We start from the raw sequence: 11,935 nt of genomic DNA, 5'->3' as shown, positions 1-11,935 counted from the left end.
TGCTATGCGAAAGATTTTTCTTCCGTTGTTACTGGTGGCGCTTTCGCCTGTTGCTCACGGCGAAGGTGTGCAGGAAGTCGAGATTGATGCGCCGCTCTCAGGCTGGCATCCGGCGGAGGGTGAAGATGCCAATTTTTCACAATCGATTAATTACCCCGCATCGTCCGTCAATATGGCCGATGATCAAAATATCTCAGCGCAGATCCGTGGCAAAATCAAAAATTATGCGGCGGCGGGCAAAGTCCAACAGGGGCGACTGGTGGTCAACGGTGCCAGTATGCCGCAGAGAATTGAATCCGATGGTTCATTTGCGCGCCCTTATATTTTCACCGAAGGCAGCAACAGCGTGCAAGTCATCAGCCCGGATGGGCAAAGCCGACAAAAAATGCAGTTTTACTCAACGCCGGGTACAGGAACGATTCGTGCGCGTTTACGGCTGGTTCTCTCGTGGGATACGGATAATACCGATCTCGATCTCCATGTCGTTACGCCTGATGGCGAACACGCCTGGTACGGTAACACGGTGCTGAAAAACAGTGGTGCACTGGATATGGATGTCACGACGGGGTACGGTCCAGAGATTTTCGCCATGCCAGCGCCGATTCACGGGCGCTATCAGGTGTATATCAACTACTATGGCGGGCGCAGCGAAACGGAATTGACGACTGCCCAACTGACGCTGATCACCGATGAAGGATCGGTCAATGAGAAACAGGAAACCTTTGTTGTCCCGATGCGTAATGCTGGTGAACTGACGCTGGTGAAAAGTTTTGACTGGTAATTAATGAGGTGACTTTCACTGTCGATGTTTAAGAAAACGCCCGATGACTTTCGCTATCGGGCGTTTTTGTTCGTTAATTCAACCGTTCAATCACCATCGCAATTCCCTGACCGCCACCAATGCACAGCGTTGCCAGACCCAGCGTTTTATCTCGTGCCTGCATTGCATGTAATAGCGTGACCAGAATACGTGCACCGCTGGCGCCGATAGGATGCCCCAGCGCGATGGCTCCGCCGTTGACATTCACTTTTTCAGGATCAAAGCCCAGAGTTTTCCCAACGGCAAGGAACTGCGCAGCAAATGCTTCATTGGCTTCGATGAGATCAATGTCTGCCAGTTGCAGCCCCGCCAGTTGTAATGCTTTTTGTGTGGCAGGTACTGGCCCCATACCCATCAATGCGGGAGGCACGCCGCCGCTGGCATAGCTTTTAATGCGTGCCAGTGGTTTTAGGCCTGCCGCCAGCGCCGCCGATTCTTCCATAATCACCAGTGCGGCAGCCCCGTCGTTAATGCCAGACGCGTTCCCGGCGGTGACCGTTCCGGCTTTGTCGAAGGCCGGGCGCAATGCAGCCAGAGCTTCTGCAGTAGAATCTACTTTCGGGAATTCATCGCGATCGAAGACGATGTTTTTCTTCCGTGTGACAACATTTACCGGGACGATTTCGGCGGTAAAAGCACCGGACTCAATGGCTGCTGCCGCTTTACGCTGTGAGTTTAGTGCCAGTTCATCCTGCATTTCACGGGTAATTCCGTACTCTTTGGCCACGTTCTCGGCGGTAATCCCCATATGATAACCGTGAGTGGCGCACATCAGGCCATCGCGCAGGATTACGTCATAAACCTGCCCATCTCCAAGACGATAACCAGAGCGTGCTTTTGCATCGAGTAAATAGGGCGCTAAACTCATGTTCTCCATTCCACCCGCTACGATGCTCTGTGCCTGACCAGCCTGAATTGCCTGGGCGGCAAGCGCCACGCTTTTCAGACCCGAACCACATACTTTGTTGACCGTAAATCCGCACACCGTTTCTGCCAGTCCGCTTTTTAGCAGTGCCTGACGAGCCGGATTTTGCCCCAGCCCGGCCTGCAATACGTTACCCATAATCACTTCATCGACGTGTTGTGAATCGAGTTTTGCGCGTTCAATGGCGGCCTGAATTACTGTTGCCCCCAGGTCGATGGCGCTGGTGGAGGCGAGTGAACCATTAAAACTACCGATGGCAGTACGTACCGCACTGACGATGACACAATTTTTCATTTTATCTTCCTTCTGTCTGTAGAGTTGCCGTCAGAACAGCGTTAAACCAATGACGAAAATGACGCCGGAGAAGAGCAGGGCAGTGATGCAATAGCCCATGATGTCGCGGACACCGAGCCCGGCGATTGCCAGTGCTGGCAGCGCCCAGAACGGTTGTGCCATGTTCATCCATTGCTCGCCGTAGGCGATCGCCATTACCGATTTACCGAGATCAGCGCCCAGCGCCTGAGCTGCGGGTATAACGAAAGGTCCCTGAATAACCCAGTGACCGCCGCCAGACGGAACGGCGAAGTTAATCAGTGCAGAACTAAAGAAGGTCATTACCGGGAAGGTGTCTTTGTTAGCGACATTGATAAAAAATTCGGTAATGAGTCCGCCCAGACCGGAGTGCTCCATCATCAGTTGGATCCCGGCGTAGAAGGGGAATTGCACCAGAATACCGGCGGTACTGCGTGCTGCCGCGCTGATAGCACGCATATAAGCCATTGGCGTTTTATGTAGCAGCAGACCTGCAATCATAAACATCAAGTTGACGGTATTGATGGTGATGTTGAAGCCATGTTCGATGAAGTACATCGCCAGGTAAGCGATACCCAGTGCGCCGATGATCAACGTCAGGATGCGGCTTTCCTCCAGTCGCTCGGATGGTGGGGCATCTTTCGGTAGCTGCTTCTGAAAATCAGCCTCTTCCATGAGTAGTTTCGGATCGATACTCACCACGTCGGATGGTTTTGGCATCATCATGCGGGTGATAAATGGCATCACTACAATCAACGCCACAGTGATGAAAATGTTAAAACCACTGAACAGAGTATCGCCCACCGGGATAATCCCGGCGATATGCTCAACCGGGTTGCCCGGTGTTGCAGCCAACAGAGGCATTGAGCCAGAGAAGCCGCCACCCCAGGTGAGAAAACCAATGTAGGCGCAGGCAATGAGCAACGGATAATCAGAACCGGGTACTCGCCGGGCGACTTCACGGGCGAACATTGCGCCGACAACCAGACCAAATCCCCAGTTGATGACACAAGCGACGGAACCGAAGAAAGTGACCAGCATGACGCCCTGTACGGGCGTCTTTGCGGCGGAGGCGGCAGTGCGCAGCAAACTTTTTACCGGAGCAGAGCTGGCAAGGGCATGACCGGTAACGATGATCAGCGCCATCTGCATACCGAACGCCAGCAAGTTCCAGAAACCGTCACCCCACATTTTCACCATGCTGATCGGCGTTTGTGGTGTTAACCAAAGCGCGATCACGAACGTTAGCAATGTCAGCAACATGGCAAAGATCAGAGGATCGGGAAGCCACCGGCTGACAAAGCGCGTCATAAAACGCGAGATGCGACCAATCATAAATCACCCCGTTGCGTATTCAGATCGGTGGCTACTTCAAACTGAGCTTCGGTTTTTGCACGCACGGTGGCTAAATCACACCCGTCGGCAATTTCGGTGAGCCACATTTTGCCGTCAATGAAACGAAAGACAGCCAGTTCAGTGACCAGCATATGCACCGCGTGTTGCGCAGTGAGCGGCATGGTGCAGCGGCGCAAAATTTTCGGTGAACCATCTTTGGCGCAATGTTCCATAGCAATGATCACTTTGCGCGCCCCGGTCACCAGATCCATCGCGCCCCCCATACCGGGCACCATTTTTCCAGGCACTACCCAGTTCGCGAGGTTGGCTTCTTCGTCTACCTGCAAACCACCGAGCACACAGGCATCAATATGGCCGCCACGGATTAGCGCAAATGACATGGCGCTATCAAACATGGCTGCACCGGGTAAAACACCGCACGGTTGCCCGCCAGCGTTCACCAGATCGGGATGCGCTGTCGTGACCGGGCCTAAACCGAGGAAGCCGTTTTCCGATTGCAGAGTGATATGAATGCCTTCTGGTAAATAGTTGGCGACCATCGTCGGCAGACCAATGCCCAGATTCACGATGTCACCATCACGAAGCTCTTGTGCCACACGGCGTGCAATACGTTGTTTCGCATCCATTATTTACTCTCCTGTGAAACGATGATGTGGTCGATAACGGCACCAGGGGTGACAATATGGTCAGGTTGCAGCTCACCGACTTCGACCAGTTCATCTGGCTCCACCAGCGTGATATCAGCCGCAAGGGCAATCAGGGGGTTAAAGTTGCGGGCGCTAAGTTGATAGGTCAGGTTGCCAAGTGGGTCGCAACGATGAGCGCGAATGAGCGCCAGGTCGGCGCGCAGCGGGCGTTCAAGCAGCCAGGTTTTGCCGTCGAGTGTCAGTGTCTGTTTGCCTTCCTCTACGACGGTGCCGACACCGGTTGGAGTGAGAAAACCACCAAGTCCAGCACCACCACAGCGAATTTGCTCGATTAGCGTACCTTGTGGCACCAGGACGACGTCCATTTCACCAGATATCATGCGTCGGCCTGTTTCCGGGTTGGTGCCGATATGTGAAGCAATTACTTTGCGGACTCGACCATTGACGATGAGCGAACCGATGCCGGTATCAACAAACGCGGTATCATTGGCTATCAATGTCAGGTCGCGAACGCCAGATTCCAGTAATGCTTCAACCAGGCGGGATGGAGTGCCAATCCCCATAAATCCGCCCACCATGATGGTCATGCCGTCACGAAAGAAGCCGGAGGCGTCTTGTAATGTCATCAATTTTGTTTTCATTATTTATCCCTCTTGCATACACCGTTGTGGGTACAGTCAGGGAATAGCAAGGGGAGTGCCAGAATGAGAATATTGGATGTTGTTTCTTAACTGATTGAATAGAAAAGAATAAATCAGATGGGGGTTAAGAAGGAGATTGAGCGGCTATGCAGAAATTTGCGCACTGTGCAAATTTCTGCATAGCAAGTTTTGGTGTTATACATCCGCCAGATCGATACCGTATTCCTGGAGTTTATACATCAATGCACGGCGACTGATACCCAGCATTAAAGCTGTGCGGGTTCGGTTTCCATCTTGTTGTTCCAGCACTTCCATAATGATGCGTTTTTCGACGCGTTTAATTTCCTCTTTTAAATTACGCTCACCGACAGGGGCTGTTTTTGCCTCTCCAGCATTACAGACTGGCTGACGAATCTGTGGCGGAAGATCTTCAGAAAAAATGATCGGGCCTGAGTTCATCACGACGGCGCGTTCAATGACGTTGGAAAGCTCTCGAATATTTCCCGGCCATGACCAGGCGGTAAGCAGTGACATTGCCATCGGATCGATGTCGATAATATCGCGCTGATTCTCACTACTGAATTTTTGCAAAAAGTGATTAGCTAACAGGGAAATATCTTCCCGACGATCGCGCAGAGGCGGCAGTACTAAATGAATAACGTTAAGGCGATAAAAGAGATCTTCACGGAAGGTGCCTTCTTTTACCATCGCCTGCAAGTCACGGTTGGTGGCGGCAATGATGCGGATATCAACTTTTATGGTCTGATGACCGCCAATCCGTTCAAATTCCCGTTCCTGCAGAATGCGTAGTAATTTGGCTTGCAGTACCAGCGGCATTTCGCCAATTTCATCGAGGAGCAGAGTCCCCTCGTTGGCGCGTTCAAATAATCCCTGACGCAAGGTTTGTGCACCAGTAAATGCGCCTTTTTCATGACCAAACAGTTCACTTTCGAGCAACGATTCCGGCAGCGCCGCGCAGTTGACTTTAATAAACGGCCCCTTTGCCCGCCGCGAATTGTAGTGAATCGCTCTGGCAATCAATTCTTTCCCGGTGCCGCTTTCACCGCTAATCAAGACGCTGGCCTGAGAAAGGGCAATTTTGGCGGTGTCTTTGCAGATGTCCATCATCGCCGGGCTGTTGGTGAGAATATGCCCCCATTGCCAACTGGTGCTCAGTGCCTGGTGCAGATGACGGATCTCTTTTTTCATTGACTGGAGTTGTAAAGCGCGCTGAATGATTAAATTCAACTCATCGAGATCAAACGGTTTAATAACATAGTCAAAGGCCCCGCAGCGTAGTGCTTCGACGGCGGTTTCCACTTCAGCATAAGCCGTCATCAGAATAACGGGAGTTCGGGTCTCATGGCTGCGCATCTCCTTTAGTGCCCTGATGCCGTCCATCTCTGGCATACGGATATCCATCAACACCACGTCTGGGTGAATATCGGCAAACAGGTGTAATGCTGTGCGTCCGTTGTTCGCACAATGTGTTTCGTATCCTTGTAGTGCAAAAGCGGTGCTCAGCATACGGCGAACATTATCTTCATCATCAACAATAAGGATGCGATTAATAGCGGTCATACGGTCTGATTTCCCTGTGGGTTGATCGGTAAAATAAGGGTGAAGGTTGCGCCGTAGCCCGGCAAACTGGCGACGCGAATATCACCCTGATGGGCGTTAATGATGCGTTGACTTAACGCCAGACCAAGCCCGGTTCCTGAGGCTTTGGTGGTGAAAAAGGGATCGAAGATCTTCTTTTGCAGCGAGAGATCAATGCCACAGCCGTTGTCTTCTATCGAAATGGCCTGTTGTGAGTCGCTGTACTGCCAGGTCCGAATACGAATTTTCCCTCGTGCACTGATAGCCTGGACGGCATTGATCAGGATATTCAGTAGTACCTGTTTGAGAAGTTCACGATCGGCGATAATCGGACTTAATTCATTATCCAGTTCGCTTATGAAGTCGACCCGCGCTTGTACGCCGGCGGTTTGCACCAGTACCAGCGTTTCTTCAATCAATGCATTGAGGCTGACTTGTTGCCATTGACTGTGGCGTGGGCGTGAAAAATCGAGCAATTGCTGAATGACTTTGTTAATTGAGTCGATTTCTTTGAGTACTACAGAAAGATATTCCTGATGTATTGGATCACTGGTTTGTTGGCGCAAGATCTGTACATAACCACGAATAGCCGTCAGCGGATTACGGACTTCGTGCGCCACGCCAGCCATCAGCTCACCCAGCGTGGCGAGGCGTTCAGCTTGCGCCATGCGGCGTTGGGTTTCTTTGCGGGCAGTTAAATCAGAGAAAATCACCAAAGCACCTATCATTTCACCATGCGTATTATGAATACGACTGGTAGTGACACTGAGTTCAATGGTGCGGTCACGGCCTGGAAAACTGATCTCCAGCGCCACGTGTTCGGTGCCATGTTCCAGCGTATCCAGTACTGGACTGTAGAACTGAGTATTGTCGAACAACATGGAGTAAGGCTGCCCTACCAGTTCATGACGTTGATAGCCAGTGATGACTTCTGCTGCTGGGTTCATGGTGGTTACATCACCCTGGCGGTCAATGGCAATGACGCCATCGGCAGCGTTTTCAATAATCAGATCGTTAAGTGTTCGCGTTCACGCAGTGCCTGGGCGAGGTTGTTAACACTCTGACTGATTTGCCCCATTTCACCGGGCAATTGTGGTAATCGAGTGGGAATATTTTGCGCCAGAGTCGAGAGGCCGTCGGTGATGATATCTATATTGGCGCTCAGGCGACGGGAGAAAAGGACAATCAACAGCAGGCTTATCAGCAAACCGGCGGTGAGTACAATGATAATCCTCACATCCATTTTCCAGGCCTGGCGGCGAATATCTTCGGTTAATTCATTGGCCCAGATATAACCGAGGACTTCACCATTACGCTCAATGGGGATCATTGAATTCAAAATATCGCCGCGCACCTGCCTGCCTGAATAAACCAAAGGGGTATTTGTACGCATAACTTCGCGACCAGGGTGATCCGCAGCAATCGTCACGCCCACATTATTCTGATATAGCGATGAAGGCGCGTAGGTGATTATCGCATCCAGCGTCTTGTTATAATAACCAGCGCCTATGCCAGGAAAGGCGCGAGTAATATTTTCGGTAATGGGGGCAAGCTCTGCATTCAATGCGCGGATACGCTCCTCACGCGGTAAGTCGATATAGAGATCGTAGCGATCGCCTAGCGCCTGATTAAGCAGGTTGACCACGGCAGAAAGTTTTTTCTCTTTTTCAGATAAGACTGCTGAACGTCCTTCCGTTTCTACGATATAACCAATAGTAAGCGTTGGGACAATGACCATCAGGATTGCCATCAGGATCATTTGATTGCGTAAGCGGCGAGGATATATCCATTTCATATTACGCGTCCTTTTCTCCATCAGTATTGTTCCGGCATAGCACTATTATTGGGGGTTAAGGTGATGATTTCTCGGCGGTGTATCATATTACCGAGAAGAGAGAACATTGCGGTGGCACGCTTTTACCGCTACCTTAACCACACTCCATCGGTCACCTGAGGCGGAGCTTCGCCCCTTTGAAATACCTTGCTTCTTTTCGCACAACCCTGAAAGTCTCGCGCTATATGTTCAGAGCATTGGCGTTATTGCTCTGGCTGTTGATTGCTTTTTCATCAGTGTTTTACATCGTCAATGCCCTGCATCAGCGAGAATCAGAGATTCGTCAGGAATTTAACCTGAGTTCCGATCAGGCTCAGCGGTTTATTCAGCGCACTTCTGACGTGATGAAAGAGCTGAAGTACATTGCTGAAAATCGCTTATCTGTAGAAAACGGCGTGCTTTCCCCGCGTGGGCGAGAAACGCAAGCGGATGTGCCCGTGTTCGAACCGTTGTTTGCCGATTCCGACTGTTCCGCGATGAGTAACACCTGGCGCGGCTCTCTGGAGTCGCTGGCGTGGTTTATGCGCTACTGGCGCGATAATTTCTCTGCAGCTTACGATCTCAACCGCGTATTTTTGATCGGCAGCGATAACCTCTGCATGGCAAACTTTGGCCTGCGTGATATGCCGGTTGAACGCGACACCGCCCTGAAAGCTCTGCATGAGCGCATCAATAAGTATCGTAATGCTCCGCAGGATGACAGCGGCAGCAACCTTTATTGGATCAGCGAAGGCCCGCGTCCTGGCGTTGGATATTTCTACGCGCTGACGCCGGTGTATCTGGCGAACCGTTTGCAGGCTTTGTTGGGCGTTGAGCAAACCATTCGGATGGAGAACTTCTTCTTACCAGGTACATTACCGATGGGGGTTACTATCCTTGATGAGAATGGTCATACCCTGATTTCGTTGACCGGACCAGAAAGCAAAATCGAGGCTGAACCGCGTTGGATGCAGGAACGTTCCTGGTTTGGTTATACACCTGGCTTCCATGAGCTGATGCTGAAGAAAAATCTGCCGCCATCATCGTTAAGTATCGTTTACTCGGTGCCCGTAGATCAGGTGCTGGAACGCATTCGAATGCTGATACTTAACGCAATTTTGCTGAATGTTATTGCCGGTGCGGCACTGTTTACTCTCGCGCGGATGTACGAGCGGCGTATTTTCATTCCGGCAGAAAGTGACTCCCAGCGTCTGGAAGAACACGAGCAGTTTAATCGCAAGATTGTTGCCTCCGCACCGGTGGGGATCTGTATTTTGCGCACCGCTGATGGCGTCAATATTTTGAGTAACGAACTGGCGCATACCTATCTCAACATGCTTACGCATGAGGATCGCCAGCGGCTGACGCAAATTATCTGCGGGCAGCAGGTCAATTTTGTCGATGTCCTGACCAGCAACAATACTAATCTGCAAATCAGCTTTGTTCATTCTCGCTATCGTAATGAAAACGTGGCGATTTGCGTACTGGTCGATGTTTCTTCGCGCGTGAAGATGGAAGAGTCGTTGCAAGAGATGGCGCAGGCAGCAGAACAGGCGAGTCAGTCGAAATCGATGTTCCTTGCTACCGTCAGCCACGAGTTGCGAACGCCGCTGTATGGCATTATCGGTAACCTGGATCTGTTGCAAACCAAAGAGTTGCCGAAAGGCGTTGACCGTCTGGTGACGGCAATGAATAACTCTTCCAGCCTGCTGTTGAAAATTATCAGCGACATTCTCGATTTCTCGAAGATTGAATCGGAACAGTTAAAGATAGAGCCGCGTGAGTTTTCACCGCGTGAAGTGATGAACCATATCACCGCCAACTATTTGCCGCTGGTGGTGCGAAAGCAGCTTGGTTTGTACTGCTTTATTGAACCGGATGTGCCGGTAACCTTAAACGGCGATCCGATGCGTTTACAGCAGGTCATCTCCAATCTGTTGAGTAACGCCATTAAATTTACCGATACCGGCTGCATTGTTCTGCATGTCCGTGCTGATGGCGATTATCTTTCTATTCGCGTTCGCGATACTGGCGTGGGGATTCCGGCGAAAGAAGTGGTGCGGCTGTTCGATCCCTTCTTCCAGGTAGGGACGGGTGTACAGCGTAACTTCCAGGGAACCGGTCTGGGACTGGCGATTTGTGAAAAACTGATCAGCATGATGGACGGTGATATCTCAGTAGAGTCTGAACCAGGTATGGGAAGCCAGTTTACGGTACGTATTCCGCTGTATGGTGCGCAATATCCACATAAAAAAGGTGTCGAAGGATTAACGGGTAAACGCTGCTGGTTGGCGGTACGCAATGCGTCACTATGCCAGTTTATCGAAACCAGTTTGCAGCGCAGTGGTGTAATCGTTACAACATACGAAGGTCAGGAACCCTCACCGGAGGATGTGTTGATTACTGATGAGGCGCTGAGTGAAAAATGGCAGGGCAGAGCGGTGGTGACTTTCTGCCGTCGACATATTGGCATTCCGCTGGAGAGAGCGCCCGGTGAGTGGGTGCATAGCGTCGCCTCGTCGCATGAACTGCCTGTGCTACTGGCGCGTATCTATCGGATAGAAATTGAAAGTGATGATCCTGCCAACGTTCTGCCGTTGACGGACAAAGACTCCACCAGCAATGACGACATGATGATTCTGGTGGTTGACGATCATCCGATTAACCGTCGCTTACTAGCCGATCAGCTCGGATCGTTGGGTTATCAGTGTAAAACGGCAAATGATGGCGTCGATGCGCTTAATGTACTAAGCAAGAATCATATCGATATCGTGCTTAGTGACGTCAACATGCCAAATATGGACGGTTACCGGTTAACGCAACGTATCCGCCAGCTGGGGTTAACGTTGCCGGTAATCGGAGTAACTGCTAATGCGTTGGCTGAAGAGAAGCAGCGGTGTCTGGAGTCCGGTATGGACAGCTGCCTGTCGAAGCCGGTAACGCTGGATGTGATAAAACAGACGCTGACGGTATATGCCGAGAGGGTCAGGAAAGCGCGGAAATCGTAGGAGCTGTCGGAGCAAATGCCTGATGCGACGCTGGCGCGTCTTATCAGGCCTACGTTTGTGTAATATATTGAAATAGCGGGATTTGTAGGCCGGATAAGGCGTTTACGCCGCATCCGGCGGTCGGTGCTTATCTGGCCTGTCGGGTGATTACTCTTTATCTGCCGGACTTAAGGTCACAGAAGAGAGATAATTCAGCAGGGCGATATCGTTCTCGACACCCAGCTTCATCATCGCGGATTTCTTCTGGCTGCTGATGGTTTTGATGCTACGGTTGAGCTTTTTAGCAATCTCGGTAACCAGGAAACCTTCTGCAAACAGGCGCAGTACTTCACTCTCTTTAGGTGAGAGACGCTTGTCGCCGTAACCACTGGCGCTGATTTTCTCCAGCAGACGAGATACGCTTTCCGGGGTAAATTTCTTGCCTTTTTGCAGCGCGGCGAGGGCTTTTGGCAGATCCGTAGGCGCGCCTTGCTTCAGGACGATCCCTTCGATATCCAGATCCAGTACCGCGCTAAGAATTGCCGGGTTGTTGTTCATGGTCAGAACAATGATCGACAGGCTTGGGAAATGACGCTTGATGTATTTGATCAAGGTGATCCCGTCACCGTATTTATCTCCAGGCATGGAGAGATCGGTAATCAACACGTGCGCATCCAGTTTCGGCAGGTTGTTGATCAGTGCTGTGGAATCTTCAAATTCGCCGACAACATTCACCCACTCGATTTGTTCAAGTGATTTGCGAATACCGAACAGTACTATCGGATGGTCATCGGCAATAATTACGTTCATATTGTTCATGTAATAGGCTACCTTG

8 protein-coding genes and 1 pseudogene are annotated in these 11,935 nt (G+C 51.0%); 2 read left to right on the top strand and 7 right to left on the bottom strand.

The window, feature by feature from the left end; genetic code table 11:
- Window positions 1-4: 4 nt before the first annotated feature.
- Entirely contained in the window at window positions 5-781 is a 777-nt protein-coding gene (locus A7589_RS06345; RefSeq protein WP_016158657.1) for a YfaP family protein, read from the top strand.
- Between the two features lie 73 nt (window positions 782-854).
- Here the strand turns inward: A7589_RS06345 and atoB are convergent, their stop codons facing one another.
- From atoB to atoS, 6 genes and pseudogenes are all read right to left on the bottom strand, one after another.
- A complete protein-coding gene (gene atoB, locus A7589_RS06340; protein WP_000786559.1) occupies window positions 855-2,039 on the bottom strand; it encodes an acetyl-CoA acetyltransferase in 1,185 nt (394 codons plus the stop codon).
- A gap of 30 nt (window positions 2,040-2,069) precedes the next feature.
- Window positions 2,070-3,392 carry a TIGR00366 family protein gene (locus A7589_RS06335; RefSeq protein ID WP_000580270.1) on the bottom strand — a complete coding sequence of 441 codons (1,323 nt, stop codon included), beginning with the start codon at window positions 3,390-3,392 and terminating at the stop codon, window positions 2,070-2,072.
- Window positions 3,389-4,039 carry an acetate CoA-transferase subunit beta gene (atoA, locus tag A7589_RS06330; protein ID WP_000339061.1) on the bottom strand — a complete coding sequence of 217 codons (651 nt, stop codon included), beginning with the start codon at window positions 4,037-4,039 and terminating at the stop codon, window positions 3,389-3,391. The genes A7589_RS06335 and atoA overlap by 4 nt, the downstream gene beginning before the upstream one ends.
- The gene (atoD, locus tag A7589_RS06325) at window positions 4,039-4,701 is read right to left on the bottom strand and encodes an acetate CoA-transferase subunit alpha (RefSeq protein ID WP_108188772.1); all 663 of its coding nucleotides are present in this window, start codon (window positions 4,699-4,701) and stop codon (window positions 4,039-4,041) included. Before atoD ends, atoA begins: the two co-directional genes overlap by 1 nt.
- Window positions 4,702-4,896: 195 nt before the next feature.
- Complete coding sequence (gene atoC, locus A7589_RS06320; protein ID WP_108188771.1) at window positions 4,897-6,282, bottom strand: acetoacetate metabolism transcriptional regulator AtoC; 1,386 nt, start codon at window positions 6,280-6,282, stop codon at window positions 4,897-4,899.
- Window positions 6,279-8,095 (bottom strand): annotated as a pseudogene (gene atoS / locus A7589_RS06315) (two-component system sensor histidine kinase AtoS). Before atoS ends, atoC begins: the two are co-directional and overlap by 4 nt.
- A gap of 176 nt (window positions 8,096-8,271) precedes the next feature.
- On the opposite strand from atoS, the gene rcsC reads away from it, so the two are divergent.
- Window positions 8,272-11,121, top strand: coding sequence for a two-component system sensor histidine kinase RcsC (gene rcsC, locus A7589_RS06305; RefSeq protein WP_108188770.1), 2,850 nt, complete (start codon window positions 8,272-8,274; stop codon window positions 11,119-11,121).
- 147 nt (window positions 11,122-11,268) lie between these two features.
- Here the strand turns inward: rcsC and rcsB are convergent, their stop codons facing one another.
- On the bottom strand, window positions 11,269-11,919 hold the full coding sequence (gene rcsB / locus A7589_RS06300; protein WP_001516743.1) for a response regulator transcription factor RcsB: 651 nt from the start codon (window positions 11,917-11,919) through the stop codon (window positions 11,269-11,271).
- Between the last annotated feature and the right edge of the window lie 16 nt (window positions 11,920-11,935).

This window comes from Escherichia sp. MOD1-EC6475, assembly GCF_003046645.1.
Taxonomy (GTDB): domain Bacteria; phylum Pseudomonadota; class Gammaproteobacteria; order Enterobacterales; family Enterobacteriaceae; genus Escherichia; species Escherichia ruysiae.
The sequence above is the reverse complement of the archived record's forward strand: the minus strand, read 5'-3'. Positions and strand labels throughout refer to the sequence as shown.